Source organism: Hyphomicrobium sp. (assembly GCF_036833075.1).
GTDB lineage: Bacteria > Pseudomonadota > Alphaproteobacteria > Rhizobiales > Hyphomicrobiaceae > Hyphomicrobium_C.
Genome location: NZ_DAITQL010000020.1, coordinates 27,444 through 52,101 on the forward strand (window position 1 = coordinate 27,444; position 24,658 = coordinate 52,101).

General features: G+C 65.2%; 25 protein-coding genes. 12 read left to right on the top strand and 13 right to left on the bottom strand.

Annotation, left to right across the window (positions count from 1 at the left end; translation table 11 throughout):
- Positions 1 to 40 precede the first annotated feature (40 nt).
- The 3 genes from V7082_RS08270 (at position 41) to leuB (ending at position 2,607) form a co-directional block, all read left to right on the top strand.
- Complete coding sequence (locus tag V7082_RS08270) at positions 41 to 688, top strand: 2,3-bisphosphoglycerate-dependent phosphoglycerate mutase (protein WP_334147569.1); 648 nt, start codon at positions 41 to 43, stop codon at positions 686 to 688.
- Complete coding sequence (locus tag V7082_RS08275; protein ID WP_334147571.1) at positions 669 to 1,274, top strand: DUF4337 domain-containing protein; 606 nt, start codon at positions 669 to 671, stop codon at positions 1,272 to 1,274. Before V7082_RS08270 ends, V7082_RS08275 begins: the two co-directional genes overlap by 20 nt.
- A gap of 217 nt (positions 1,275 to 1,491) precedes the next feature.
- Positions 1,492 to 2,607, top strand: a complete 1,116-nt coding sequence (leuB, locus tag V7082_RS08280; protein ID WP_334147573.1) for a 3-isopropylmalate dehydrogenase — start codon at positions 1,492 to 1,494, stop codon at positions 2,605 to 2,607.
- A 285-nt stretch (positions 2,608 to 2,892) separates the two neighbouring features.
- Here the strand turns inward: leuB and V7082_RS08285 are convergent, their stop codons facing one another.
- The 7 genes from V7082_RS08285 to mnmG all read right to left on the bottom strand — a co-directional run bounded on the left by V7082_RS08285 (position 2,893) and on the right by mnmG (position 9,270).
- Positions 2,893 to 3,147, bottom strand: a complete 255-nt coding sequence (locus V7082_RS08285) for a hypothetical protein (RefSeq protein WP_334147575.1) — start codon at positions 3,145 to 3,147, stop codon at positions 2,893 to 2,895.
- A gap of 210 nt (positions 3,148 to 3,357) precedes the next feature.
- Positions 3,358 to 4,377: a type I pantothenate kinase gene (gene coaA / locus V7082_RS08290; protein ID WP_442909769.1), complete on the bottom strand. Its 1,020-nt coding sequence runs from the start codon at positions 4,375 to 4,377 to the stop codon at positions 3,358 to 3,360.
- A 48-nt stretch (positions 4,378 to 4,425) separates the two neighbouring features.
- Positions 4,426 to 4,746: a phosphoribosyl-ATP diphosphatase gene (locus tag V7082_RS08295; protein ID WP_334147577.1), complete on the bottom strand. Its 321-nt coding sequence runs from the start codon at positions 4,744 to 4,746 to the stop codon at positions 4,426 to 4,428.
- 141 nt (positions 4,747 to 4,887) lie between these two features.
- Positions 4,888 to 5,784 carry a ParB/RepB/Spo0J family partition protein gene (locus V7082_RS08300; protein WP_334147578.1) on the bottom strand — a complete coding sequence of 299 codons (897 nt, stop codon included), beginning with the start codon at positions 5,782 to 5,784 and terminating at the stop codon, positions 4,888 to 4,890.
- Positions 5,785 to 5,817: 33 nt separating this feature from the next.
- A complete protein-coding gene (locus V7082_RS08305) occupies positions 5,818 to 6,642 on the bottom strand; it encodes a ParA family protein (RefSeq protein WP_334147579.1) in 825 nt (274 codons plus the stop codon).
- A gap of 4 nt (positions 6,643 to 6,646) precedes the next feature.
- A complete protein-coding gene (locus tag V7082_RS08310; RefSeq protein ID WP_334147581.1) occupies positions 6,647 to 7,399 on the bottom strand; it encodes a 16S rRNA (guanine(527)-N(7))-methyltransferase RsmG in 753 nt (250 codons plus the stop codon).
- On the bottom strand, positions 7,396 to 9,270 hold the full coding sequence (mnmG, locus tag V7082_RS08315) for a tRNA uridine-5-carboxymethylaminomethyl(34) synthesis enzyme MnmG (RefSeq protein ID WP_334147583.1): 1,875 nt from the start codon (positions 9,268 to 9,270) through the stop codon (positions 7,396 to 7,398). Before mnmG ends, V7082_RS08310 begins: the two co-directional genes overlap by 4 nt.
- 189 nt (positions 9,271 to 9,459) lie before the next feature.
- Between mnmG and V7082_RS08320 the strand changes: the two genes are divergently transcribed.
- On the top strand, positions 9,460 to 9,897 hold the full coding sequence (locus V7082_RS08320) for a hypothetical protein (RefSeq protein ID WP_334147585.1): 438 nt from the start codon (positions 9,460 to 9,462) through the stop codon (positions 9,895 to 9,897).
- Between the two features lie 284 nt (positions 9,898 to 10,181).
- On the opposite strand, the gene V7082_RS08325 is transcribed toward V7082_RS08320, so the two are convergent.
- Positions 10,182 to 10,532 carry a hypothetical protein gene (locus V7082_RS08325; protein ID WP_334147587.1) on the bottom strand — a complete coding sequence of 117 codons (351 nt, stop codon included), beginning with the start codon at positions 10,530 to 10,532 and terminating at the stop codon, positions 10,182 to 10,184.
- Between the two features lie 424 nt (positions 10,533 to 10,956).
- Positions 10,957 to 12,303 carry a tRNA uridine-5-carboxymethylaminomethyl(34) synthesis GTPase MnmE gene (gene mnmE, locus V7082_RS08330; protein ID WP_334147589.1) on the bottom strand — a complete coding sequence of 449 codons (1,347 nt, stop codon included), beginning with the start codon at positions 12,301 to 12,303 and terminating at the stop codon, positions 10,957 to 10,959.
- Between the two features lie 113 nt (positions 12,304 to 12,416).
- Between mnmE and V7082_RS08335 the strand changes: the two genes are divergently transcribed.
- A complete protein-coding gene (locus tag V7082_RS08335; RefSeq protein WP_334147591.1) occupies positions 12,417 to 14,447 on the top strand; it encodes a thioredoxin domain-containing protein in 2,031 nt (676 codons plus the stop codon).
- A 132-nt stretch (positions 14,448 to 14,579) separates the two neighbouring features.
- The gene (locus V7082_RS08340) at positions 14,580 to 15,512 is read left to right on the top strand and encodes a sterol desaturase family protein (protein ID WP_334147593.1); all 933 of its coding nucleotides are present in this window, start codon (positions 14,580 to 14,582) and stop codon (positions 15,510 to 15,512) included.
- Between the two features lie 142 nt (positions 15,513 to 15,654).
- Here the strand turns inward: V7082_RS08340 and rho are convergent, their stop codons facing one another.
- The 3 genes from rho to hemE form a co-directional block, all read right to left on the bottom strand.
- Positions 15,655 to 16,920, bottom strand: a complete 1,266-nt coding sequence (gene rho, locus V7082_RS08345) for a transcription termination factor Rho (RefSeq protein WP_334147596.1) — start codon at positions 16,918 to 16,920, stop codon at positions 15,655 to 15,657.
- Positions 16,921 to 17,139: 219 nt separating this feature from the next.
- Entirely contained in the window at positions 17,140 to 17,667 is a 528-nt protein-coding gene (gene hemJ, locus V7082_RS08350) for a protoporphyrinogen oxidase HemJ (RefSeq protein WP_334147597.1), read from the bottom strand.
- A gap of 142 nt (positions 17,668 to 17,809) precedes the next feature.
- On the bottom strand, positions 17,810 to 18,859 hold the full coding sequence (gene hemE, locus V7082_RS08355; RefSeq protein WP_334147599.1) for a uroporphyrinogen decarboxylase: 1,050 nt from the start codon (positions 18,857 to 18,859) through the stop codon (positions 17,810 to 17,812).
- 412 nt (positions 18,860 to 19,271) lie between these two features.
- On the opposite strand from hemE, the gene V7082_RS08360 reads away from it, so the two are divergent.
- The 5 genes from V7082_RS08360 to dnaQ are packed head-to-tail and all read left to right on the top strand — an operon-like array spanning position 19,272 to position 22,980.
- On the top strand, positions 19,272 to 20,147 hold the full coding sequence (locus V7082_RS08360; protein WP_334147602.1) for a pyruvate, water dikinase regulatory protein: 876 nt from the start codon (positions 19,272 to 19,274) through the stop codon (positions 20,145 to 20,147).
- Between the two features lie 4 nt (positions 20,148 to 20,151).
- Positions 20,152 to 20,766 (top strand): Maf family protein, encoded by a 615-nt coding sequence (locus V7082_RS08365; RefSeq protein WP_334147604.1) that lies wholly within the window; start codon positions 20,152 to 20,154, stop codon positions 20,764 to 20,766.
- Complete coding sequence (locus tag V7082_RS08370; RefSeq protein ID WP_334147606.1) at positions 20,763 to 21,611, top strand: shikimate dehydrogenase; 849 nt, start codon at positions 20,763 to 20,765, stop codon at positions 21,609 to 21,611. The genes V7082_RS08365 and V7082_RS08370 overlap by 4 nt, the downstream gene beginning before the upstream one ends.
- Entirely contained in the window at positions 21,611 to 22,225 is a 615-nt protein-coding gene (gene coaE, locus V7082_RS08375; RefSeq protein WP_334147608.1) for a dephospho-CoA kinase, read from the top strand. The genes V7082_RS08370 and coaE overlap by 1 nt, the downstream gene beginning before the upstream one ends.
- A gap of 41 nt (positions 22,226 to 22,266) precedes the next feature.
- Positions 22,267 to 22,980: a DNA polymerase III subunit epsilon gene (gene dnaQ / locus V7082_RS08380; RefSeq protein WP_334147635.1), complete on the top strand. Its 714-nt coding sequence runs from the start codon at positions 22,267 to 22,269 to the stop codon at positions 22,978 to 22,980.
- A 55-nt stretch (positions 22,981 to 23,035) separates the two neighbouring features.
- On the opposite strand, the gene secB is transcribed toward dnaQ, so the two are convergent.
- Entirely contained in the window at positions 23,036 to 23,545 is a 510-nt protein-coding gene (secB, locus tag V7082_RS08385) for a protein-export chaperone SecB (RefSeq protein ID WP_334147610.1), read from the bottom strand.
- A 337-nt stretch (positions 23,546 to 23,882) separates the two neighbouring features.
- Between secB and V7082_RS08390 the strand changes: the two genes are divergently transcribed.
- Positions 23,883 to 24,626, top strand: coding sequence for a Tim44/TimA family putative adaptor protein (locus tag V7082_RS08390; RefSeq protein ID WP_334147612.1), 744 nt, complete (start codon positions 23,883 to 23,885; stop codon positions 24,624 to 24,626).
- The last annotated feature ends 32 nt before the right edge of the window (positions 24,627 to 24,658 follow it).

Here is a 24,658-nt window from a genome sequence, read left to right on the forward strand (position 1 = left end):
TTAGATGTCGACATTGCAGAGAACGAAACGGGCTTCCTCCATGACGAACAAGTTAGTGCTCGTGCGCCATGGAGAAAGCGAGTGGAACAAGAAGAACATCTTCACGGGCATCCGCAATCCGGATCTGACCGATAAGGGCCTGATCGAGGCCGTCTGGGCGGGGCGCGTGTTGAAGGCCGAGGGGCTTCACTTCGACATCGCCTTCACGAGCAAGTTGAAACGCGCGCAGCACACGCTCGACATCATCCTGGGCGAGATCGGCGGCGCGGCGACGGACGTGATCGAGGATGCCGCGCTGAACGAGCGCGACTACGGCGAGCTCTCCGGATTGAACAAGGATCAGGCGCGCGAGCGGTGGGGCGAGGAGCAGGTTCTGGCCTGGCGCCGCAGCTTCGATACACCGCCGCCGGGCGGCGAGAGCCTGAAGGACACGGCTGCGCGCGTGCAGCCCTACTACCTTGAGAACATCTGGCCGCACGTCGCGGCGGGCCGCAACGTCATCGTGTCGGCCCACGGCAATTCTCTGCGCGCCCTGATCATGTACCTCGAGAAGCTGACGCCCGAGCAGATCCTCGACCGCGAGCTCGCCACCGCCGCACCTCAGGTCTACCGGTTCACCCCCGCGGGCGACGTCGCGGAGCACCGGGAGCTGGTCCGCTCGGAGGGTCGTGACAGTGGCATGGGGTGACGACCGCGGCCGCGACGGCGCAGACGAGACCCATCACAGACGGGAAAAGTGGATCGGCGTCTATATCGGCGTTCTGGCCGTGATTCTCGCCGTCAGCGCCATGGGCGGCGGCAATGCCTCCAAGGAGGCGACGCTCAAGAACATCGAGGCGACCAACGTCTGGGGCTTCTTCCAGGCGAAGAACATGCGCCGCCACGTGCTGCGCCTCGAGATCGACGAGCTCGAGCTGACGGCGCTCGCCAACCCGGCGCTCACGGCCGAGGGGCGCACCGCCATCGAGAGCAAGATCGCCGATTACCGGAAGCTCGACGCCGAGCTCACCTCCAACCCCAAGACGGGCGAGGGACTAGACGAGCTCTTCAACCGCGGCAAGGCGCTCGAGGCCGATCGCGACACGGCCATGCTGAAGGACCCGTATTTCGACTACGGCCAGGCGCTCTTGCAGATCGCCATCGTGCTGGGCGGTGTCGCCATCATCTCGGGCGGCGCGGCGATGCTGGTCACGAGCGCCGTCATGGGTGCCCTCGGCACGCTGATGACCCTCAACGGGTTCACGCTTTTTCTCGACCTCCCCTTTATCGGCTGAGGCTGGCAGCCGATCCTGCCAGGAGAGAGCGAATCCGCCACGCGTCCGATGGCGAACCGCGAGCTTGCCGCTGACCCATCCGCGCGCTAGACCATGATCGCGTCGGACCTCTTCCTGTTCGACGCATGAATCATCGGCCTCATCAAAAGCTTAGAGCGCGGTTCCGATCCGGATGAAACCAACCGCGCCGGCGAAATCCTTGCGACGGAACACCCTCATGACCACCCACAAGCTGCTCCTCCTGCCCGGCGACGGCATCGGCGTAGAGACCATGGCCGAGGTCGAGCGCATCATCGCCTTCTTCAACAAAAAGAGCGGCAAGCACACATTCGAGACCGAGAGCGATCTCGTCGGCGGCGCCGCCTACGACAGGCATGGCGTCGCCGTCACGGACGCCTGCGTGGCGAAGGCCAAGGCGTCCGACGCCGTGATCTTCGGCGCCGTCGGCGGCCCCAAGTGGGACAGCGTCCCTTACGCGGTGCGCCCGGAAGCAGGCTTGCTCCGCCTGCGCAAGGACCTCGACCTGTTCGCCAACCTGCGCCCCGCGATCTGCTACCCTGCCCTGGCCGATGCCTCGTCCTTGAAGCGCGAGCTCGTCGAGGGGCTCGACATCATGATCGTGCGCGAGCTGACCGGCGGCGTCTACTTCGGCGAGCCGAAGGAGATCGTGACCCTCGAGGATGGCCAGAAGCGCGCCGTTGACACCCAGCTCTACACCACCCGCGAGATCGCGCGCATCGCCAAGGTGGCGTTCGATCTGGCGCGCAAGCGCGGCAACAAGGTGCACTCCGCCGAGAAGCGCAACGTCATGAAGACGGGCGTGCTGTGGAACGAGGTCGTGACGGCCACGCACAAGGCTTATGCACCCGACGTCGAGCTGCAGCATATCCTCGCCGACAACTGCGCGATGCAGCTCGTGCGCAATCCCAAGCAGTTCGACGTGATCGTCACCGACAACCTGTTCGGCGATGTGCTGTCTGACGAAGCGGCGATGGCCACGGGCTCGCTCGGCATGCTGCCGTCCGCCTCCCTCGGCGCCGCGGACGAAAAGACCGGCAAGCGCCTTGCCCTCTACGAGCCGGTGCACGGCTCCGCGCCCGACATCGCCGGCAAAGGGCTCGCCAACCCGATCGCGACCATCGCAAGCTTCGGCATGGCGCTACGCTATTCCTGCGGCATGGCCGAGGAAGCCGACCTCGTCGACAAGGCCATTGCGGGAGCCCTGGCGGATGGGCTGCGTACGGGCGACATCATGCAGCCCGGCATGCGCCAGGTGGGAACCTCCGAAATGGGCGGCGCAATCCTCGCCAGGCTGGAGCAACTCGCCGCCTGACCACTTGCCATCAATGAAAAAGGCGCCTCTCCATCCGAAGAGGCGCCTTTATCTTGCGCGAGCACACCGCTCCATCCATCCGAGACGCAGCTCCGCCCTCCTCCATGCGCCGCATGGCGGGGCGACGGTGACACACGAGCCGCCGCCAGCCCAAACCGATCTTACGATCGGTTCCGGGTGCGGAACGGCTTGCGGTCCACCGAAAAGGCCCGACCGTCTCGGATCTGATCCGTCCGACGCCTCACGCATCAAGAACGTGGAGCCCGTTCAGATCAGAGCCGCGCTCTAGTCTCTCGTGATCACGAACACGTTGAAGTCTTTGTCGAGGCGGAAGTCGTACTGGCCAGCCTTGCACTTCACGTCCTCGGCCTCGAACACGCCCGAGCCCTCGGACTCCTTCTCGTAGGTGCCGCCCTCGCAGCCCCACACGGCAACGGCAGCCTTGATCTTGGCAGCCTCCTCGTCGGTGGGCTTTTCATCGGCAAATGCAGCGCCCGAGCACAACGCCAAGACAGCCGCCGCGGCGAAAATGCGCTTCATAGATAATCTCCTTGCAACGAAAAAACGGGAACGGATCCTTATGTCAGTGCTACGTTGTCCCAAGTCTATAGGGACAAGTTCCCGATTTAGTGCGGGAATGCGCAAACGGTTCCAAAAACAGCAAATTTTTTCACATTTTCCCGGTTATCAAGCGACTTAAACAACCAGAAATTGTACCGCAGGCAACGCCCGCGCCGCGGACCAGACTCGCTATAATTTCCGCAGAGCGACTGTGCGCACGCTGTGATCCTTGTCCTTGCGCAGGATGAGGCGCGCGCGCGGACGCGTCGGCAGAATGTTCTCGGTCAGGTTCTTGAGATTGATCGTGCGCCAGATTTCGAGCGCGCGCGCCACGGCGTTGTCGTGCGTGAGCGTCACGTAGCGATGGAAGAACGACGCCGGATCGCGGAACGCGGTGCCGCGCAGGCGCATGAAGCGTTCCACGTACCACGCCTCGATCAACGTCGGATCGGCGTCGATGAAGATCGAGAAGTCGATGAAGTCCGAAACGAAGGGGCCCGGATCTCCGCCCTTGTGCGCCGCCGCCGGCTGTAGGACGTTAAGCCCTTCCACGATCAGGATGTCCGGCCGCTCGACCACCGTCTTCTGGCCGGCCAGGATGTCGTAGTGGAAGTGCGAATAGATGGGCGCTTCGATGGACTCCTTGCCGCTCTTCACATCGGCGAGGAAGGCAAGAAGCCGCGTCGTATCGAAGCTCTCGGGAAAGCCTTTGCGCTCCATCAGATGGCGCGCTTCGAGCTCGCGGTTGGGGTAGAGGAAGCCGTCGGTCGTGATGAGATCCACGCGCGGATGGTCGGGCCAGCGCGCGAGAAGGGCCTTGAGCACGCGCGCCGCAGTGCTCTTACCGACGGCCACCGAGCCGGCGACGCCGATGATGAACGGCACCTTGCAGTCGGTCCGGCCGAGAAACGTCGAGCTCACCGCATGCAGCTTCTGCGCCGCCGCCACATAGAGGTTGAGCAGGCGCGAGAGCGGAAGGTAGATCGTCTCCACCTCCTCCACCGACAGCTCGTCGATGATGCCGGACAGGACCTCGAGCTCCTGCGGCGCGAGCGTCATCGGCGTATCGGCGCGCAGCTTGGCCCACTGCTCGCGGCTGAAGACGCGATAGGGCGAATAGGCGGGAGCGACGGTTTCGTCACCCTGGCTGCCCACCAGCTCGAGGCGCGGGCCGTCACGCATCGAGGCTGCATTTTCCCGCAGTGTCATGAGAGGTTCACCCGGAAACCCTGAGGTTTCTCCATGCTACACAGAACCCTATGACGTCCGCGCCGCTTTTTCCGCGATCCCCGACTGCCCAGTGCGCCGATCCAGCACCGCGAGCACCTCGTCGAGGCCGACCCCGCGCGCTTCGAGCAGCACGAGAAGATGATAAAGCAAATCCGCCGCTTCCGCACGCAGGGCATCATCGCTCTGGCTGACGCCGGCAATGACCGTTTCCACCGCCTCCTCGCCGAGCTTCTTCGCGCACCGCTCGGGCCCCGCGTCCAGAAGCTGGCGCGTATAGGATTTTTCGGCCGTCTCGCTGCGCCGGGCCCGGATGGTCGCCGCCAGCTTCATAAGAACGGTGTCACTCATGGAGCTCAGGTCCAATCCTCCTCGCCGGCGGGCCGGTCAGAGACCCCGGCTTCGAGCCAGCAGGATCCTCGTGCGAGGCCATACGCACCGCGAGAAAGGATGTCCAGCAGAGAGCACCGGGCACGCTTAACAGGCCGCACCTCAGCCGCCCGACGTCCCCGTCAGCCGCAGGCGGATATAGTCGAGCTGATCGAAGTTGCCGTACTTGATGACGAGGTTGCCGCTCTCGCCGGAGCCGCGCTTGACCTCGACCTTGAGGCCAAGCGAATCCGCGAGCTCCTTTTCGAACGCTTTCGTATCGGGATCTTTCTCGCGCGCCCGCCGTCCGCCGCCCGTGGGCCCGGGCGTGCCGATGGGGCCGGCCTGCGCCAGGGCTTCGGCCTCGCGCACGTTGAGGCTCTGCTCGAGGATCCGCTGCGCCAGTGCCTCGGCATCCTCGCGCCCGACGAGCGTACGCGCATGGCCGGCCGTCAGCCGGCCGTCCTGCACGTAGGCCTGAACCGACGCCGGAAGCTTCAGAAGCCGCAGCGTATTGGCGACATGGCTGCGGCTCTTGCCGATGATCTCGGACACCTGCTCCTGGCTGTAGTCGAACCGCTCGATGAGGTCGCGGTAGCCGCCCGCCTCCTCGATCGCATTGAGGTCGGCCCGCTGGACGTTCTCGATGATGGCGATTTCCAGCACGTCGCGATCCGAAAGATCGCGCACGATGACCGGCACCGAATGCACGGCGGCCTTCTGCGCCGCCCGCCAGCGCCGCTCGCCGGCGACGATCTCGAACGCCTGCGGGTCCTCCGGATGCGGCCGCACGACGATCGGCTGAACGAGGCCCTTGGTGCGGATCGATTCAGCGAGCTCCGCCAGGTCCTGCTCACCGAAATCCTTGCGGGGATTGAACCGGCTGCTGCGCAGCTGCGCGACCGGCAGCGTCCGCTGCTCGCCCTCGGCGGGGATCCGCGCCTGAGCGGGCTGCGGTCCCTCCCCGATCAGCGAGGCCAAACCCCGGCCGAGCCGGCTCCTGGGCAGCGGTGAGTTCATATCGAGACCCGTTTTCTTTTGTTCTACAGCAAGTTACGCAGCTTTCGTCTTACGCTCGCGCTCGATGATCTCGGTCGCGAGCCGGATATAGGCCTGGCTGCCTGCGCAATCGTAGTCGTAGAGCAGGATGGGCTTGCCGTGCGAGGGCGCCTCGGCGACCCGCGTATTGCGCGGGATCACCGACCCGTAGACTTTGTGCCCGAAGAAGGCCCGCACCTCGTCGGCGACTTCGCGCGAGAGCGTCGTGCGCGCGTCGTGCATGGTCAGCACGACGCCCTGGATCTCGAGGCGCGGATTGAGCGTCGCGCGGATCTGGTCGATCGACTCCTTGAGCTGCGAAATGCCTTCCAGCGCGAAGAATTCGCACTGGACCGGCACCAGCACGGCGTCGGCCGCCGCCAACGCATTGAGCGTCAGGATGCTGAGCGACGGCGGACAATCGATGAGGACGTATTTGAAGGCTTGATCCGCGGGCTTTCCCTGCATGTGCGCCGCCAGTCCCGCCACCGCGTCGCGGAGCTTATAGGCGCGGCTCGCATCGCCCGACAGGTCGCTTTCGAGGCCGACCAGATCCTGGTTCGCCGGAACCACGAACAGCCCCGGAATGGCCGTCGGAACGGCCGTATCGAGGAGGCTCGAGGTGCCCATGATGGCATCGTAGGAGGTTCTGGTCCGCGTTTCCGCCGGGACGCCGAGCCCGGTCGAAGCGTTTCCCTGGGGATCGAGATCGATAACGAGCACGCGCTCGCCGATGGCTGCCAGCGCCGTGCCGAGATTGATGGCCGTCGTCGTCTTGCCGACGCCACCCTTCTGGTTGGCGATGGCCAAGGTCCTGAGTTTCTGAGCCGGGCCTGTCACGAGACTAACCCTCCGTCCTCACAGCCAAATTCTGTACTATCACGATACGCGCCTCTGCGTCCGTCAGACTGGGGACGAGCTGGCAATCGAAATCGAATCGCGTCCTCGCCTCTGCAATTTCTACCTCGGCTTCGCGACCTTTGGGAAACAAGGCCACAGTCGGGGGAGAAAAAAACGGCTGGGCAAGCCCGAGCAGCTTCGGAAGGGGTGCCAACGCGCGTGCCGTGATGACGTTTCGTATCCGAGAGTTAGCCTGAGTCGCGCACTTTTCGCTCCGTTCCGCGCGAATCTCCACAGCGACGCCCGTTTTCCGGGCTACCTCGCCGAGGAATGCCGCCTTCCGGGCATCGCTCTCGACCAGCGTCATGCGAGCTTGCGGCGCCTTTTCCGCCAGCAAAATCGCCAGCACGAGGCCAGGAAACCCGCCACCGGACCCCAGGTCCAGCCAGCTCTGGCCTCCCGAAGCTTCCCCGGGACGCGGTATTTTTCCTCCCTCCTCGAGGGCGCGGCCTCTCGCGCCCGGTCCCTCCCCACCAAGCGGGGAGGAAATATCGGCCAGATCGAGAAGCTGGGCCGAATCCGCGAAATGCCGATGCCAGACATCGTCCAGCGTGGCCGGCGAAACCAGGTTGACAACCCTCTGCCAGGATTTGAGCAGCGCCTCGTAAGTCCGCAGCCTGTCCAGCGTTTCACGTGAAACGCCAAAGGTTTCCTGAAACGCCTCGGCCGTATCGATTCGGCCCGACGCCGTCCTCATGACGCGCGTTTCCGTTGCGTTTGCTTCTTTACCGCGCTCAGGATGAGCATCAGCGCCGCCGGAGTCATGCCCTCGATGCGGCTGGCCTGCGCCAGCGTCGCCGGACGCTCGGCGGCGAGCTTCAGACGCAGCTCCGACTTGAGACTCGGCAAAGTTGCATAATCAAATTGAGAGGGGATCTCGATCGCCTCGTCCCGGCGCAGCGCGGCCACGTCAATCTCCTGCCGCCGAACGTAGGAGTCATACCGAGCGTCGTTTTCTATTTGCGCCGCGATGGCCGGATCGACACTTTTCAATTCAGGCCAAATCTCAGCCAAACGATCGAAACCTACGCTTGTATATGACAGAATTTCAAAAGCGGTCCGGTGCCGTCCGTCCTTGTTGATTTCGATTCCGTTTCGTTCCGCTTCTGTCGGTGTGAGCGTTTTTTGAGAAAGAACTTTAGTAAAATACAATAACTGATTGTTTTTATTGAAATACAGGCGTGAACGAACAGCGGACACGCAGCCCACACGTTCGCCTGCGGGCGTCAAACGCTGGTCCGCGTTGTCCGCGCGCAGCCGCAAACGGAATTCCGCCCGCGACGTGAACATCCGATAGGGCTCGGTCACCCCGCGCGTCACCAGATCGTCGATCATGACGCCGAGATAGGCGTCCGCGCGCGAGACGACGAACGTCTGTCCCCCGCCGGAGGCCGAAAGCGCCGCGTTGACGCCGGCAGCGAGCCCCTGCGCGCCCGCTTCCTCGTATCCCGTCGTGCCGTTGATCTGTCCGGCAAGAAAAAGCCGCTTGAGCCGTTTGGTCTCGAGCGTCGGCAGGAGCTCCCGCGGATCGACGTAATCGTACTCGATCGCGTAGCCAGGACGCTTTAACTCAACACGACTAAGTCCTGGTAATGTCTTGAGAAAGGATTCTTGCACATCTGCCGGAAGCGAGCTCGAGACGCCGTTTGGATAGACGGTGTCGTCGTCGAGCCCTTCCGGCTCGAGGAACACCTGGTGCGCCTCCCGGTCGGCGAACCGCACCACCTTGTCCTCGATGGACGGGCAATAGCGCGGCCCGCGCGAGGCGATCTGTCCCGAATACATCGGCGCACGCGCGAGATTGGCGCGGATGATGGCGTGCGTCGCGTCGTTGGTCGACGTGATGGCGCAGGTCACCTGCGGATTGGTGATCTTCTCGGTCAGGAACGAGAACGGCACGGGGTCGTCGTCCGCCGCCTGCTGCGGCAGCCCATCCCAGTCGATGGAGCTGCGCACCAGCCGTGCGGGCGTGCCGGTCTTGAGCCGCCCCATGCGGAGCCCGAGACCGTAAAGCCGCTCCGAGAGCTTGAGCGCGGGCGCATCGCCGACCCTACCCGCCGGGTGAGTCTGATCTCCTAAGTGGATGAGACCGTTCAGAAAAGTTCCAGTGGTCAACACCACTGCGCCGGCCCGGATCGTCTCCCCCGTCTGCGTGATGACGCCACCGACGATACCGTCCTCGACCACCAGGTCCTCGACCGCACCCTCGATCACTGCGAGACCGTCCGTCTCGCGCACGGCCTGCTGCATGGCCGCCTTGTAAAGCGCGCGATCCGCCTGCGCGCGCGGCCCCTGGACCGCCGGCCCCTTGGACCTGTTGAGAAGCCGGAACTGGATGCCGGCAGCATCGGCGATGCGACCCATGTAGCCGTCGAGGGCGTCGATTTCGCGCACGAGATGGCCTTTGCCGAGCCCGCCGATCGCCGGGTTGCAGCTCATTTCGCCGATGGTCGCGAAGCGGTGCGTGACGAGCGCCGTCGCGGCGCCCATGCGCGCCGCCGCGCCGGCCGCTTCCACGCCCGCGTGCCCACCGCCGACAACGATGACATCGTAGATCTGCTCGGCCATTTCGCTCATCTCGAACCTGGCGGAGAGATACAGGAGCCCCGCCCGCCGGTCAAAACGACGCGTGAATTATCTCCATCCTGATTTCATGTGGATACGGAGGACAACACACAGCCGGATCGTCACGCGATCTTGGCTGCGCCATTTTGTGGCCCGTACGCTGGCCCCGTCGTAAGTGTCGGGGGGCGACGCATGCTGAAGATCGGTATCGTGTGTCTAGGGGTCTTGTCTCTGACCGCCTGTGCCGGTCGCGTGCCACAACCCGTGCCGATGGTCCTCGCCTCGGACCCGCAGCTCGATTGCGCCGCCATCGAAGCCGAGCTCGCGCTGAACAACCAGAAGATCTCCGACCTCGCCATCGAGCGCGGCTGGAAGATGGGCCAGAACGCCGTCGCCGGCGTCATCGGTTTCATGGTCTGGCCGGCTTGGCTCGGCCTCGATTTCCAGGACGCCGCCGGCAAGGAGGCCGCGGCACTTTCCGAGCGCAACCAGTACCTGCTCGCCCTCTACAAGAAGCGCTGCGCCGCCAAGACCCAGACCGCGAGCCTCCCGCCTCCGGAACCGCGCGAGCCGGTGCTGTCGCCGCTCGCCTCCAACGCCGAGCTCACCGTCGGATTCGTGAACCGCTGACCGCGCCTGGGCAATTGAGACAGGTGATTCACGTGAAACAAGCATCGCCACTCATCCCGGCTGGCCCGGACGCGACCCAAAGCCATCAACAGAACCAATGGCCGCCAAGCGGCGCCTGATGAACGCTTGAGCCAGCTCGAGATTGAGCTTTTGGCAGTCGTCCTCCGCGAGTGACCACGTGATTCACGTGAAACATCTTATGGCGCATTTGGCCAAAAACGGACCCAAAAACGGATTCACGTGAAAACGTCTTCCGCGGAATAAAACGGCCCGGCCGGCCGCGCTCAAGAGCTCACGAGCCCGTAGAGACCACTTTCATCGCGTCTGACGGCTGCCGGCGCCGCGCGCACCCCGGACTTGCGATCTTCTCCATCGTCAAGCCCAAGATCCTTCTTGAGCGCCGCATCGACCTTCCGCCCGTCGTCGCCTTTGGGATCGATGATCGCGGCCACGAACGTATCGAGCGAGAACCCGAGCTTGTCAAAACCGAGCTTCCGCTCGATGGCCGCGAGCACGAAGGTGCCACCCGGCTTCATTCTGATGTCCGCGATCGCCGCGCGAAGGGCCGAGCCGAACGACGCATGCGTCTCGTGATCCTCGAGCGCGATCCCAAGCTCCTGTCCCAGCCGCTTCATGAGATGGATCTTCGTCTCGGTAACGCTCGGAGCATTCGGCTTGAACAAGGCTTCCGAAAGCTTTGCCTTCGCACGTTGCGTCGGCCCACCCGCACTGTCAGCAACTGCAATGCCATTGGCCGCTGCGACGAACCGGGCCCCTGCGCTGGTTGCCGCCGCCCCGGCCGAGGCAGATAGCGGGCTCGCATGCCGGAGGATCTGCACAGCGCTCGATTGCGAGATTGCGGCGGGCGTCATGATGGATTTTTGCGGCAGTGACGGCTTAAGCGTTCATCCACCATGTCGTACCCGTCTTAGGGGAACGTTAACGACGGGCGCCCTGCCGCAGCGGCTCAAAATCGATTCACGTGAAACACGTGATGCCGATCCTTCACCTGAAATGGATTCACGTGAAACATCGCATGCCCGCACGATCACCGCGCCGTCACTTCCCGATGCAGAAGCGTCCGAAGATGTGATCCAGGACGTCCTCCACGTCCACGCGCCCGGTGATGCGCCCCAGCGCGTCCGCAGCGCGGCGGAGATCCTCAGCGCGAAGCTCCACATCCTGAGCCGCCCCGAGCAGAAACGCCTCGAGGCTGTCGCGACACCGTTCCACGAGTTGCCGGTGACGGACCTGCGTCAGCGCCGGCTCCTCGTGGTGACCGATGCGCTCGCGGGCGATCACCCCGATCCGGGCGAAGAGGTCATCGAGCCCTGCACCGGTCAAGACCGACAGCGGCACCATGACGTCCGGCAGCGTTGGCGCGCTCCCGCGTGAGAGGAGATCCAGCTTGTTGAGCACGAGCAGCGTCCGGTCGGCGACGGCGGCGAGCTCCGCCGGCAGCATCGTTCGGGGGGCGCTCGCGTCCGTGAGCCACAGCACCAGGTCCGCGGCCTCGGCCACCGCCTGGCTGCGCCGCATCCCCTCGCGCTCGACGGCGCCCTCCGTCTCCCGGAACCCGGCCGTATCCGACACGATGACCGGCAGCCCGCCGAGATCGAGCCGCACGTCGATCACGTCGCGCGTCGTCCCCGCTTCCTCCGAGACGATGGCCGCTTCGCGCCGGGCGAGCGCGTTGAGCAGGCTCGACTTGCCCGCATTGGTAGGCCCGGTGAGCGCCACCCGGAACCCGTCGCGCAGGATCTCGCCGCGATGATCGTCTGCAAGGTGATGGCGCACCGCGCGTGCCAGCACCGAGATGATCGCTGTTGCTTCAGTGAAGGTCTTCGCGCCGATATCGCCTTCATCGGCGAAATCGAGGCCCGCCTCGATGAGGCCGAGCGCCTCGATGAGGCTCGCCCGCCAGCCGTCGTAGAGATCGGAGAGCGCACCCGACGCCTGCGCCAGAGCCTGGCGCCGCTGCGACTCCGTCTCCGCCTCGATGAGGTCTGCGAGCCCTTCGACCTCCGCGAGGTCGAGCTTGCCCGCCTCGAACGCGCGCCGCGCGAACTCTCCGGGCTCGGCGAGGCGCAGCCCCGGCACCAGAGAGAGCGCATCGAGCACCGCCCGGATCACCGCGCGCCCGCCATGCAGGTGAAGCTCCGCCACGTCCTCCCCGGTGAAGCTCTTGGGCGAGGGGAACCACAGCACCACGCCGCGGTCGAGCTTCTCACCGGTTTTCGGGTGGCGGATGAAGCGCCCGACGGCGCGCCGCGGCTCGGGCCGCGGACCGGCCATGAAGTCGAGAACCCGCCCCGCGCCCTCGCCGGAAACGCGAACCACGGCGACGCCCGCCCGCCCGGGGGCACTCGCCAGCGCGAAGATGGTCGGATCTGGAGATTGAGCCATGCCGTGCCCGATGACTTGAACTTTCCGCCGCAAGCCCTTTCATGCGCTGTGCGCGCCTATCAGGAAACAGCGCATCAGAAAAGTCCGCAACCGAAGCCCTGGGAACCCGAACCATGAGCCGCAACCGCCTCGGGGAGGAGACGAGCCCCTACCTCATCCAGCACAAGGACAACCCCGTGCACTGGTGGGCCTGGGGCCCCGAGGCGCTGGCCGAGGCCAGGAGGACCGGCAAGCCCATACTCCTCTCGGTCGGCTATTCGGCCTGCCACTGGTGCCATGTGATGGCCCACGAGAGCTTCGAGGACGAGGTGACGGCGCGCGTGATGAACGATCACTTCGTGAGCATCAAGGTCGACCGCGAGGAGCGTCCCGACATCGACGCCATCTACATGGGCGCCCTTCACCGCCTAGGGCAACAGGGCGGCTGGCCGCTGACCATGTTCCTCGATAGCGACGCGCGCCCCTTCTGGGGCGGCACCTACTTTCCCAAGACCGCCGTCTACGGCCGCCCCGCTTTCGTCGACGTGCTGGAGCGCATCTCCGCCGTCTACCACCGGGAGCCGGAGAAGGTCGCCGGCAATGTTGAGGCGCTGATGGCGGCGCTCACCGAGAGAGCCGACGGCAGCGGCGGGCCCGAGATCACCGACCGGCTCCTCAGCGAGGTGACGACGCGCCTTGCCCGCGCCGTCGATCCCACCCACGGCGGCATCGCAGGTGCGCCCAAGTTCCCGCAATGGAGCTTCTTCTGGCTGCTCTGGCGCGGCGCCATCCGCTACCGCGATGACACGGCCAAGGCCGCCGTGGTGACAACGCTCGAGCGGATGAGCATGGGCGGCATCTACGATCACCTGGGCGGCGGCTTCGCGCGCTACTCGGTGGACGAGCTCTGGCTCGTCCCGCACTTCGAGAAGATGCTTTACGACAACGCGCTGCTGATCGACCTGATGACAGAAGTCTGGCGCGAGACGCAGAGCCCGCTTCTCGAAGCGCGCATCGCCGAGACGGTCACCTGGCTCGCCCGCGAGATGATCGATGAAAACGGAGCCTTCACCGCCGCGCTCGATGCCGACTCCGAAGGGGAGGAAGGCAAGTTCTACGTCTGGTCACCGGACGAGATCGACGCGGTGCTCACCCCCGCCGATGCCGCCCTCTTCAAGGAAACCTACGGCGTCACGCCCGAGGGCAACTTCGAAGGCCACACCATCCTGAACCGGCTCCACGCCAAGACCCTCGGCCCGCCGGACGAGGAAGCAAAGCTCGCGCAGCTCCGCGCAGAGCTGCTCAAGGCGCGCGCGGAACGTACGAGACCGGGTTGGGACGACAAGGTTCTCGCCGACTGGAACGGCCTCGCGATCGGCGCGCTGGCCCGTGCAGGATCCGTCTTCGATCGTCCATCTTGGGTGACCATGGCGCGTCGAGCCTTCACCTTCGTTGCGGAAAGGATGACCGTTGACGGTCGGCTCGTTCACGCCACCCGTCACGGCAAGGGACGTGCACCCGCGACCGCCGGCGATTACGCGAACATGATCTGGGCCGCCCTCCGCCTTTACCAGGTCACCGGCGAAGCCGGCGACCTCGCCCAGGCGATCCGCTGGGCCGAGATCCTCGACCGGCACTATTGGGATCATGACGCGGGCGGCTACTTCACCACGGCCGACGACACGGACGATGTGATCGTCCGGCTGAAAACCGCGAGCGATGACGCCACCCCCTCGGCCAACGCCATGATGGTTACCAATCTCGTCGCCCTCGGAACCCTCACCGGAGAGCAGCGTTTCCTCGATCGAGCCCAGTCCATTCTCAGCGCGTTCGCGGCCGACGTCGCCCGCAACCTCGGAGGCCACACCGGTCTGATGGCCGCCGCCATCAACATCTTGTCTCCACAACTCATTGTCATTGTGGAGAGTTCAGGGTCTCCGGATACCGGTCTCCGGGCGGCGCTGAACCGCATGTCGATCCCCGGGGCCATGGAGATCCGCGTCAAAGAAGAGGTCTCCGACCAGGGCCCGCCCGTCGTGCGAGGCAAGTCGGCAGACGGGGAGAGAACAACGGCCTACGTCTGTCTGGGTCCGCAATGCTCGTTGCCGGTCACGACCGCAGACGACCTGCGACAGCTTGTCATCGACCGAAGGTCTGTTGCGTAAGATCAAAGTTTCTTACTGCTGACGTAACAAAAAATGCTGTGAAATCCGCGTTTAGCATAGCTAGACTTACAGCGAGATTCACATAGCCGGTCAAGCGTATGACAGACCGGCGTGTTTAAGACAGAGGTTATCATGACGTCCGGAGTCGCACGAGCTGTCGTCCGTTACGCTTATTTCCCGTTCATGTTCTTCGGCCTCAACGGCGCGGCCTACTATGTCGTGTCGCAGGGCCATTCCTATCTCTGGATCGCGCCGTTGATGCTGATCGCGATCGGCACCGCCTTCCTGGCCGAGCGCATCCTGCCCTGGTACGAGGAGTGGAACGAGTCGCACGGCGACGGGCAGACCAACGTCGTGCACGCCATCGTCTACGAGCTCCAGAACCTCAACGGCATTCTCACCATCCCTCTCATGGGATGGTTGTTCTCGGGCGGTCTCAACGCCGGCATCTGGCCGCGGGACTGGCCGCTCTGGGGCCAGTTGCTGCTTGCCGTCGTGCTCGCCGATTTCGCCCTCATGTTCCTGCACTTCCTGAGCCACCGCTACGCGTTCCTGTGGCGGCTCCATGCCGTCCACCACGGCGTATCGCGGCTTTACGGCTTCAACGGCCTCGTGCGCCACCCCCTGCATCAGGTGGTCGATCTCGTGCTCGGCACGGCGCCGCTCGCCATCGCCGGCATGCCCGTCGAGGTTGCACTGCTGCTTGGCTTTGCCATCTCGGTACAGCTCATCATCCAGCACTCGAACGTCGCCTACGCGCTCGGGCCGTTCCGCAACCATCTCTCCATCGGCCAGATCCACCACCTGCATCACGTCAACTGGGGCAAGGAGGGTGACTGCAACTTCGGCCTGTTCCTCACCGTCTGGGACCGCATCCTCGGCACGTTCCACGCCGAGCCGCCCCGTCCCATCACAGCCAACGACATGGGCATCGACGAGGTGCCGCAGTTCCCCAAGGGCTATGTCGAGCAGCTCGTCTTCCCGATCCACTACAAGCCGGGCCAGGGCGTACAGCACCTGATGGCAGCCGCCAGGGCCCGCGCCGTCCACGATATCGGCGAGTAGCGGGTACCCTCTCGCGATGCTGAAACGACAAGGCCCGCAAGCCGACGCTTGCGGGCCTTTTTTTCTTGTGTCGAGCAACGAAAAAGGCCGCCCCTTGGGGTGGCCTTTCCGTCATATCCAGCGCAGGGGCGCCCGAAGGACCTCAGGTGTTCATCGACTGGAAGAACTCGCCGTTGGTCTTGGTCGAGCGCAGCTTGTCGATGAGGAACTCGATGGCGTCCATGGTGCCCATCGGGTTCAGGATGCGCCGCAGTACGTAGACCTTCTTGAGCTGATCCCTCGGCACCAGGAGATCCTCCTTGCGCGTGCCGGAGCGGGCAACGTCGATGGCCGGGAACACGCGCTTGTCGGAGACCTTGCGGTCGAGGATGATTTCCGAGTTGCCGGTGCCCTTGAACTCTTCGAAGATCACCTCGTCCATGCGGCTGCCGGTCTCGATCAGGGCCGTAGCGATGATGGTGAGCGAGCCGCCCTCCTCGATGTTGCGCGCCGCGCCGAAGAACCGCTTCGGCCGCTGCAGCGCATTGGAATCGACGCCGCCCGTCAGCACCTTGCCCGAGGAGGGCACGACGGTGTTGTAGGCGCGGCCGAGGCGCGTGATGCTGTCGAGCAGGATGACGACGTCGCGCTTGTGCTCGACGAGGCGCTTTGCCTTCTCGATCACCATCTCGGAGACCTGCACGTGCCGCGAGGCCGGCTCGTCGAACGTGGACGAGATCACCTCACCTTTAACCGAGCGCTGCATGTCGGTGACTTCTTCCGGACGCTCGTCGATGAGCAGCACGATCAGATAGCATTCCGGATGGTTCGCCGTGATCGAGTGGGCGATGTTCTGGAGCAGCACCGTCTTGCCGGTGCGCGGCGGCGCAACGATCAGCGCGCGCTGGCCCTTTCCGAGCGGCACCACGATGTCGATCACGCGCGCCGAGAGATCCTTGATGGTCGGATCCTCGATCTCCATCTTGAGCCAGTTCGTCGGATAGAGCGGCGTCAGGTTGTCGAAGTGGATCTTGTGCTTGACGTTCTCGGGATCCTCGAAATTGATCCGGTTGACCTTGAGCAGCGCGAAATAGCGCTCGCCCTCCTTGGGGCTGCGAATCTGGCCCTCGACGGTGTCGCCGGTGCGGAGCGCAAAGCGGCGGATCTGTGAGGGCGAGATGTAGATATCGTCGGGACCCGGCAGATAATTGGCGTCCGGCGAGCGCAGGAAGCCGAAGCCGTCCTGCAGCACCTCTACGACGCCGACGCCGGTGATATCGATATCCTTGGCAGCGAGCTGCTTCAGCGTCGCGAACATCAGCTCCTGCTTGCGCAACGTGCTGGCGTTCTCGACGCCGTTCTCTTCGGCAAAGCTTAAGAGCTCGGTGGGGGACTTGAGCTTGAGGTCCTCGAGCTTCATTTCGGTCATGAAACCGCTCCATGGCGGCCACGGCGGAGGGAGGTGGGAAGGACGAAGAGCCGGGCCTGACGGTAGGAAGGGATGAGATGTGGGCTGAAAGCCATTGGCTCGCGCGGCGGGGCGCCGGGTAGCCGAACTCCGACCGGAGAGATCGGAGGGTCTATGCGATTAACTCCTTATAGCAAACGAATCGGGCGAGCGGAAGTGCGTCCCATAAACGCAAAACCCTCAGAAAGGTTTCACGATAACGAGGATGACGATCAGCGCCATGAGCACGGCCGGAACCTCGTTCCAGATCCGCCACTGGCGCGCGGTGAGCCGATTGCGGTCCTCCGCGAAGCGGCGGACGGACGCCGAGAAAAAACCGTGAACGCCTGAAAGGGTGAACACCAGCGCCAGCTTGGCGTGGAGCCACCCGTCGGTGAAATAGCCCGCGCGCCAGGCGAGCCAGAGGCCGAGCACCCAGGTGGCGATCATCGCCGGATTGACGATGATCCTGAGCAGGCGCTGCTCCATGACCTTGAAGGTCTCGCTCGTCTCCGAGCCCGGCGCCGCACCGCAGTGGTAGATGAAAAGCCGCGGCAGATAGAGCATCCCCGCCATCCAGGAGATCACGGCGATCACGTGCGCCGCCTTGAGCCATGGATAGGCCGCCTCGCCGGCCAGCACCGCGACAGCGAGACACAGGACTCCCGTGACCGCGAGCGCCACTGCCGCCCGCTTCGCAGGTGAGTCCTCTCGCCGCCCCTCACCCATACGACATGCCGTCCTTGTCTGCGCACGCGCAGGTCCCTCCCCCCTTGTGGGGGAGCAAAACGTCAGCCGGTTGGAATCCGTCCCCACACAAGGGAGGGGAATGCGTCGGCCTGTCCGGATTAGCCACCCAACCCATCACAACTCAGCCCCTGCTCCGCACCCGCGCGACCAGCCGCGCCACGTGCTCCGGCGGCGTTTGTGGCACGATTCCATGCCCCAGGTTGAAGATGAATCGCTTGCCCTCCATGAGATCCAGAATCTCGTCCACACGCTCGTCGAGCCGCGCGCCGCCGGCGACCAGCAGCAGCGGGTCGAGATTGCCCTGCACCACCACGTCCTCCTCGTCGAACGCCTCGCTCATCACGAACGGCGGCGTGGCCGTGTCGCATCCGATGCCGTCGACCCCCGTCTCCGAAACATACCAGACCGCCGTCGCGCCGGCCCCGCGTGGAAATCCGATCACAGGCACGTCGGGATGGAGATCCGCGAGCGCCTCCCGGATCGTGCGCGTGGGCTTCACGACCCAGCGGTCGAACTCGTCGTCCGGGAGCGACCCGGCCCAGGTATCGAAGATCTGCAGGCAATCCGCGCCCGCCTTCACCTGCCGGTCGAGATAGTCGATCGAAGCCGCAACCAGAACATCGATCAGAGCCTCGAACCCTTCGGGGTCGCGATAGGCCCACAGCCGCGCCTCCGCCTGGTCGGGAGAACCCTGGCCCTGCACCATGTAGGTCGCCACCGTCCACGGCGCGCCGCAAAACCCGATCAGGGCTGTCTCGGGCGGCAGGTCCTGCCTGAGCCGCTGGACCGTCTCCGCGACGATATCGAACTTGGACGACGTGCCCGGAAGGTCGAGCCCGGCTAGCCCCTCGCGCGATCGGATCGGGTCGAGCCGCGGCCCCTCGCCGTCCGCGAACCGCACCGGCTGGCCTAGCGCATCCGGAACCACGAGGATGTCCGAAAAAAGGATCGCCGCATCGAACCCGTAGCGGCGGATCGGCTGCAGCGTCACCTCGGCCGCGAGGCGAGGCGTATAGCAGAGCTTGAGGAAATCCCCCGCCTCCGCGCGCGTCGCCCGGTATTCCGGCAGGTACCGCCCGGCCTGGCGCATGAGCCAGACCGGCGGCACCCTGAGCGCCTCGCCTCGAAACGGCCGAAGAAACCGTTTCACGACCGATCCACCGTCGCCCATCGTCGTCCCTTCAATCAAAAACTAAAGACTCTGAAATTGTTTTTATTGTTATTAGGGGCGTGGGTTGCGGGCATCGCTGTCCCATCCCCAACTTTTCCCAAGCCTGTCTGTCCCTTAAAGCCTCGGACGCAACCCCTGGCGTCCCATCGGAAGCCGCGCCACTAGGCCCGCAGAGGCTCATGCGAGTCAACAGCTTGCTCGCCGGCCACTCGGCCTGCCCGGCGGGGAAATCCTGTTGATTGTCGCCAGGAGACTGTCGAGGATGGGCCGATCAACAGAACCGCGCCGACGATGAGAAAACAGGTTCACAGCGGCGATATTCGGGGTAATCCCGTGGACAACCCGTCGGGTTGTCCCGCCGTCCGCCATCCCGGCCGGCCCGTCCCCGCACAAGAAGGCGCCTGATCCACAGATGGCCCACAGCCCGCCGAGCTACTTCCATCTCCATCTCGTGTCGGATTCGACCGGCGAAACCCTGACCACGATTGCGAAGGCGGCGGCCGTCCAATACGCGCAGTTCCGGCCCATCGAGCACGTCCATCCCCTGGTGCGCAACGCACGCCAGCTGAAGCGTGTGCTGCAGGAGATCGAGCAGGCGCCCGGCATCGTGCTCTATACGATCGTCAATCTCGATCTCATCGCGGAGCTCGAACTGCGCTGCAAGGAGTTGAAGGTCCCGTGTCTCGCCGTCCTGCAGCCCATCATGCAGGTGTTCGAATCCTACCTTGGCGCGCCGCAGACGCCGACGGTCGCCGGCCAGCACGTGCTCGATGCCGACTACTTCCGCCGCATCGACGCCCTGAACTTCACGATGGCCCACGACGACGGCCGCCTGCCCGATGACCTCAACGAGGCGGACATCATCCTGCTCGGCATCTCGCGCACGTCGAAGACGCCGACCAGCATCTATCTCGCCCAGCGCGGCTACAAGACCACCAACGTGCCGCTCGTGCCGGCGCTGCCGTTCCCCGAGCAGATTGCAGGAGAGCATTCGGCCTTCGTCGTCTGCCTGATCGCAAGCCCGGACCGCATCGCGGAGGTACGCCGCAACCGCGCGCTCCTGCTCGCCGATCGCGACCTCGACGACTATGTCGATCGCAGCCGCATCGCGGCCGAGGTCGCCTTTACGCGGAAGCTTTGCGCCCGGCACGGATGGCCGGTCATCGACGTCACGCGCCGCTCGGTCGAGGAGACGGCCGCCACCATCATCAGCCTCATGCACGACCGGAAGGCCGGCGAGCTGACGCAGGGGGTCGAGGACGTCGCCACCCAAGGCCAGGGCAAATAGCGCCATGATCCGGGAACCGCCCGCCCTGGTTCTGGCGTCGGGAAGCGCGACACGGCGCGCATTGCTCGAGGCCGCCGGCGTCGCGACCGACATGCAGCCGGCCGATGTCGACGAGCACGCGCTGCGGGACCGGCTGATGGCTGCCGATCCTGATGTTTCACATGAATCGGTCGCCCTCGCTCTGGCGGACGCGAAGGCCGAGGCCGTGAGCCGCGCGAGGCCGGATGCCCTCGTCATCGGTGCCGATCAGGTTCTCTCATGCAACGGCCATCTGTTCGAGAAGCCCGCTTCGATCGACGAGGCGCGCCGGCATCTGGCCTGGCTGCGCGGAAAGACACATGCCCTGCATTCGGCGGTGGTGCTCGCCGCGAACGGAACGGTCGTGTGGCGGACCGTGCAAACGGCCCACCTGACCTTGCGGCCGTTCAGCGATGCCGCGCTTGATGCCTATCTCGCCCGCGCGGGCGAAAGCGTCTTGACCTCCGTCGGCGCCTACCGGATCGAAGGCCCGGCCGTGCAACTCTTCGAGAGCATCGAGGGCGATCATACGACCGTCCTCGGGCTCCCGCTGTTGCCGCTGCTTGCGGAATTGCGCCGCCGCGAGGTGCTAATCCCATGAGCTCCACGCCCTTGAAGCAGGCATGTGTCGTCGGCTGGCCCGTCGCGCATTCGCGCTCGCCCTTGATTCACGGCTATTGGCTCTCCCGCTATGGGATCGACGGCCGCTACACGAAGCGCGCCGTGCCGCCGGAGGAAATCGAGGCGTTTTTCTCCTCGCTCGCCGCCGAGGGCCTCGCCGGCTGCAACGTCACCATCCCCCACAAGGAGGCAGCCTTGCGCTCGGCCGAGGTGCGCGAGCCGTCCGCCACGGCGGTCGGGGCCGCCAACACGCTCTGGCTCGACGAGCGCGGACGGCTCTCGGCCGCCAACACCGACACCTACGGCTATATGACCTATCTGGCGCTCGAAACCCCGGATTGGAGCCGGCGCGATGCGCCGGTGTCCGTCCTCGGCGCCGGCGGGGCGGCGCGCGCCATCGTCTACGGATTCCTTGAGGCCGGCGTCGGCGAGGTCCGTCTCTTCAACCGCTCGGCGGCGCGCTCGGCGGCGTTGGCGGAGAGCTTCGGTCCGCGCGTGAAAGTGCACGCATGGGAGGAGCGGTCCCGCGCCTCGACGGAGGCCGCCGTGCTCGTCAACACGACGACGGTGGGACTCAAGGGCGACGGCACGCTCGACATCGACTTCACGGATTTCCATCCCGACTGCATCGTCTCCGATATCGTCTATGTGCCGCTCGAGACGGGACTGATCCGCGAGGCCCGCCGCCACGGCCTGCGCACGGTCGACGGCCTCGGCATGCTGCTGCACCAGGCGGTCCCCGGCTTCGAGAAGTGGTTCGGTGTCCGCCCCGAGGTGACGGCGGAGCTTTACGAGCTCATCGCAGCCGACATCGAGGCCACCTGATGCTGGTCGTCGGCCTCACCGGATCCATCGGCATGGGAAAGTCCACGGTCGCGGGCATGCTCCGTGCGCGCGCCATCCCCGTGTTCGACGCCGACGCGGAGGTGCATCGCCTCTACGCTGGCGAAGCCGCCCCGTTGATCGAGGCGGCCTTCCCCGGCACCACTCTAAACGGCGCCGTCGACCGCGCGCGGCTCGCGGCCACTCTGGCCGATAGCGCCGGCCGCTTTCGCGAGCTGGAGGCGATCGTGCATCCGCGCGTGACCGCCGCCGAGCGGCGCTTCCTCAAGGACGCGCACGAGCGGGGCGACCCGGTCGCCGTGCTCGAGATTCCGCTGCTTCTCGAGGTCGGCCGCCACCTCCATGTCGATGCCGTGGTCGTTGTCTCGGCGCCGGCCGATCATCAGCGCGCCCGCGTGCTCGATCGCCCGGGAATGACCGAAGCCCGCCTCGAAGCCTTGCTCGAGCGGCAATTGCCGGATGCGGAAAAGCGCCGCCATGCCGACTTCGTTGTGGATACCGGGGGGACCCTCGCCGACACCGAGGCCCAGGTCGATGCTATCCTCAAAGCTCTGCCGTCGCGTCCCGCCGAGGCTTACGAGCGCCATTGGCGTTGAGGCGGATCGCCGTTTTCCGACGAGACAAAGGCTACCCGATGCTGCGCGAGATCGTGCTCGACACGGAAACGACCGGCCTCGACCCCCGCAAGGGTGACCGGCTGATCGAGATCGGCTGCATCGAGCTCGTCAACCGCATCCCCACGGGGCGCGAATTCCACCGCTTCATCAATCCGGAGCGCGCGGTCCCCGCAGAGGCCGAAGCCGTCCACGGCCTCTCGACGGCGTTCCTGCTTGACAAACCGCTGTTTGCGGAGGTGTCGGAGGAATTCCTCGATTTCATCGCCGGCGACACCCTCGTCATTCACAATGCCGTGTTCGACGTCGGCTTCCTCAACGCGGAGCTCGAACGTCTCAAGGGTCCCGCCATTTCCATGAGCCGGGTCGTCGACACGCTGCAGCTCGCACGCCGCAAGCACCCCGCCGGCCCCAACAGCCTGGACGCCCTGTGCAAGCGCTATGGCATCGACAACTCGAAACGCCTCAAGCACGGCGCCCTGGTGGATTCGCTGCTGCTGGCCGAGGTCTACGTCGAGCTTCTGGGAGAGCGCCAGGCGAGCCTGGTCCTCGCCGGCGATCGCGCCGCCGCGGCGCGAGGAGCAGAGCGCGGCACCGTTGCGGCGCGCGGGCCGCGTCCGACGCCGCTCCCCGTCCGCCTGACGGAGGAGCTGATCGCGGCCCATCGCGCGTTTATCGAGACCTTGGGACCCAAGGCGCTCTGGAAGCGCTATTTCGCCCCCGACAAGGCGACCTGACGTTTTCCGATCGACCTGAAAAAAAGCGCGCGGCCCATCGGCCGCCGCCCGGAGGTCAATTCGGCTTCTGCGGCGCGCCCGCTGCCGCCTGCTCCTGCATGCGCCGGATGAAGAGCTGACCGAAGTCGATCGGATCGAGCATCAGGGGCGGAAAGCCGCCCTCCCGCGTCAGGTCGGCGACGAGACGGCGCAGGAACGGGAAGATCAGGGTCGGGCAGTTGACGAGCAGGAACGGCTCGATCGCCTGGTCGGGGATGCTCTTGATCTGGAACAGTCCGGCATAGACGATCTCGAGATCGTAGACGGTACCCTCCTTGGCGGAGGCGACGGCCTTGAAGTCGATAGCGCTCTCGTAGAGATCCGGTTTGAGGCGCTTTGCGCCGACGTTGATCTCGAGCTTGATGTTGGGCCCTTCCCCGGGGGTACCGAGCAGCTTTTCGATGTTCGGGTTCTCGAACGACAGGTCCTTGATGAACTGGCCGACGATGCGCACCTCGATCGGCGCCTGCGCGGCCTCGTTGTCACCGTCGCCGCCCTTCGGGGCGGGCTTTGCCTTGTCTGTCATGTCGGGCCTTGAGTTGCGAGGGCAGGCCGAAGCGTATGACGGGGCGGGATCGGCTTGCCAGGGGTTTGCAGATGGGGGTGGTGGCTATCACGGCCGGCCGGGTCCCGCAATTGGGCAATACCTCCCGGGCGCGGCCGTAAACGGTCCTGACAGCAAGAATATTGGCTTTCCTTCTCGTTGTGGCCTAAGTTGAGAGGCACGCTCTGCGCGCCACCGATGCGCGGCCCTCCGCGATCTTCGGCCGCCGGAAGACGGTACGCCTGGACGGATCTCAAGAGCGATCTTACATCAGTGCAAACGCCCCGGTTCCGCGGGCCTTGCCAGGAAGTTGCCGAGAATGAATGGCGAAATCAATCTACTGACGCTTCTGTCCCTCATCGTTGCCGTTATCGCGATCGTGAAGCTGCGCGGCGTGCTCGGCCGCAAGACGGGGGACGAGGAGGCGCGTGTCGATCAGCGCCGGCGCGAGGCACTCCAGAAGACGGCGGCGCCTGCGCCGTCGGACAAGGTGGTCGCTCTGCCGCGGCGCGAGCGCGAGCCGGAGCCGGTGGAAAGCGCGGTATCCGTGGCCGAGGTCGAGGAGCGCATCAAGTCGTTTGCCGGTCCGGATACGGCCTTGGCCAATGGCCTGACCGCCATCCTGAAGCTCGACCCCAAGTTCGATCCCGAGCAGTTCCTGCGCGGCGCGAAGGCGGCCTACGAGATGATCGTCACCGCGTTTGCCGAGGGCAACCGGCGCCTGTTGCGGGATCTCCTCTCGGCGGACGTGCTCGACAGCTTCGGCCGCGCGATCGGCGAGCGCGAGCAGCGCGGCCACGTCATCGACCAGAGCTTCGTCGGCATCAACAAGGCGGACATGCTCGAAGCCGAGGTCAGCCCCAAGGGCATGGCCAGCATCACCGTGCGTTTCGTCAGCCAGTTGATCAGCGCCACCCGCGACAAGTCCGGCGCCGTGATCGAAGGCGACGAGCAGCGCATCAAGGACGTGACCGACATCTGGACGTTCTCGCGCGATGTGTCCACCCGCGACGCGCGCCGGAACCTCAACTGGAAGCTGGTGGGAACGCAAGCGCCGAACTGAACGACCCGTCCCGCCGCCAACCGATGCCGCGC

Excerpts from the sequence above, each read along its gene's own strand:
- V7082_RS08270 (WP_334147569.1), top strand. The coding sequence starts at position 41 with ATGACGAACAAGTTAGTGCTCGTGCGCCATGGAGAAAGCGAGTGGAAC.
- leuB (WP_334147573.1), top strand. The coding sequence starts at position 1,492 with ATGACCACCCACAAGCTGCTCCTCCTGCCCGGCGACGGCATCGGCGTA.
- V7082_RS08285 (WP_334147575.1), bottom strand. The coding sequence starts at position 3,147 with ATGAAGCGCATTTTCGCCGCGGCGGCTGTCTTGGCGTTGTGCTCGGGC.
- coaA (WP_442909769.1), bottom strand. The coding sequence starts at position 4,377 with ATGACACTGCGGGAAAATGCAGCCTCGATGCGTGACGGCCCGCGCCTC.
- V7082_RS08295 (WP_334147577.1), bottom strand. The coding sequence starts at position 4,746 with ATGAGTGACACCGTTCTTATGAAGCTGGCGGCGACCATCCGGGCCCGG.
- V7082_RS08300 (WP_334147578.1), bottom strand. The coding sequence starts at position 5,784 with ATGAACTCACCGCTGCCCAGGAGCCGGCTCGGCCGGGGTTTGGCCTCG.
- V7082_RS08310 (WP_334147581.1), bottom strand. The coding sequence starts at position 7,399 with ATGAGGACGGCGTCGGGCCGAATCGATACGGCCGAGGCGTTTCAGGAA.
- mnmG (WP_334147583.1), bottom strand. The coding sequence starts at position 9,270 with ATGGCCGAGCAGATCTACGATGTCATCGTTGTCGGCGGTGGGCACGCG.
- V7082_RS08320 (WP_334147585.1), top strand. The coding sequence starts at position 9,460 with ATGCTGAAGATCGGTATCGTGTGTCTAGGGGTCTTGTCTCTGACCGCC.
- V7082_RS08325 (WP_334147587.1), bottom strand. The coding sequence starts at position 10,532 with ATGAAGCGGCTGGGACAGGAGCTTGGGATCGCGCTCGAGGATCACGAG.
- mnmE (WP_334147589.1), bottom strand. The coding sequence starts at position 12,303 with ATGGCTCAATCTCCAGATCCGACCATCTTCGCGCTGGCGAGTGCCCCC.
- V7082_RS08335 (WP_334147591.1), top strand. The coding sequence starts at position 12,417 with ATGAGCCGCAACCGCCTCGGGGAGGAGACGAGCCCCTACCTCATCCAG.
- V7082_RS08340 (WP_334147593.1), top strand. The coding sequence starts at position 14,580 with ATGACGTCCGGAGTCGCACGAGCTGTCGTCCGTTACGCTTATTTCCCG.
- rho (WP_334147596.1), bottom strand. The coding sequence starts at position 16,920 with ATGACCGAAATGAAGCTCGAGGACCTCAAGCTCAAGTCCCCCACCGAG.
- hemJ (WP_334147597.1), bottom strand. The coding sequence starts at position 17,667 with ATGGGTGAGGGGCGGCGAGAGGACTCACCTGCGAAGCGGGCGGCAGTG.
- hemE (WP_334147599.1), bottom strand. The coding sequence starts at position 18,859 with ATGGGCGACGGTGGATCGGTCGTGAAACGGTTTCTTCGGCCGTTTCGA.
- V7082_RS08360 (WP_334147602.1), top strand. The coding sequence starts at position 19,272 with ATGGCCCACAGCCCGCCGAGCTACTTCCATCTCCATCTCGTGTCGGAT.
- V7082_RS08365 (WP_334147604.1), top strand. The coding sequence starts at position 20,152 with ATGATCCGGGAACCGCCCGCCCTGGTTCTGGCGTCGGGAAGCGCGACA.
- V7082_RS08370 (WP_334147606.1), top strand. The coding sequence starts at position 20,763 with ATGAGCTCCACGCCCTTGAAGCAGGCATGTGTCGTCGGCTGGCCCGTC.
- coaE (WP_334147608.1), top strand. The coding sequence starts at position 21,611 with ATGCTGGTCGTCGGCCTCACCGGATCCATCGGCATGGGAAAGTCCACG.
- secB (WP_334147610.1), bottom strand. The coding sequence starts at position 23,545 with ATGACAGACAAGGCAAAGCCCGCCCCGAAGGGCGGCGACGGTGACAAC.
- V7082_RS08390 (WP_334147612.1), top strand. The coding sequence starts at position 23,883 with ATGAATGGCGAAATCAATCTACTGACGCTTCTGTCCCTCATCGTTGCC.